Raw genomic sequence first — 600 nt, forward strand, 5'->3', positions numbered from 1 at the left:
TGCGTTGGCCTGTGGACAGGGCCTCGTGTGACCCCGCACCCACTCGTCCCGCACCCGGTCCGGCATGCCCGAGGGCCCCGCGCGGATCGCGCGGGGCCCTCGGAAAAACGAACCGGAACCCGGACGGAAGGACCGGGAACGGACGGAAGCACGAGCCTCCCGATCGAGCCGCCCGGACCGGGCCCGGCGACCGAGCCCGTCGCCCCGCCCGCCAGGCCTGCTCCCCCGACCCGCCCGCTCCGCCCGATCCGGCCGCTACGCCTCCGACGCCGGAACGGCCGCCGTCTTCTTCGCCGTCGCCGTCGCCGTCGTGGTCTTCTTCGCCGCCGCCGTCTTCGTGGCGGCGGTCGTCTTCTTGGCCGCCGTCGTCTTCTTCGCGGCGGTCTTGGTGGCCGTCGCCTTCTTCGCCGGGGCCTTCTTGGCCGGCGCCTTCTTCGCGGGCGCCTTCTTCGCGGTCTTCTTCGCCGGGCCCTTGGCCCGCTTCTCCGCGAGCAGCTCGTAGCCCCGCTCGGGCGTGATCGTCTCGACGTCGTCGTCCCGGCGCAGCGTCGCGTTGGTCTCGCCGTCCGTCACGTACGGCCCGAAGCGGCCGTCCTTGAC

General features: G+C 73.8%; 1 protein-coding gene. It reads right to left on the reverse strand.

Annotated features, from left to right (window positions below; translation table 11 throughout):
* Window positions 1-255: 255 nt before the first annotated feature.
* Window positions 256-600: topoisomerase C-terminal repeat-containing protein (locus G3I71_RS45720; protein WP_275409430.1), on the reverse strand; the 345-nt coding region annotated here is incomplete at its 5' end.

This window comes from Streptomyces sp. SID12501 (genome assembly GCF_010550245.1).
GTDB lineage: Bacteria > Actinomycetota > Actinomycetes > Streptomycetales > Streptomycetaceae > Streptomyces.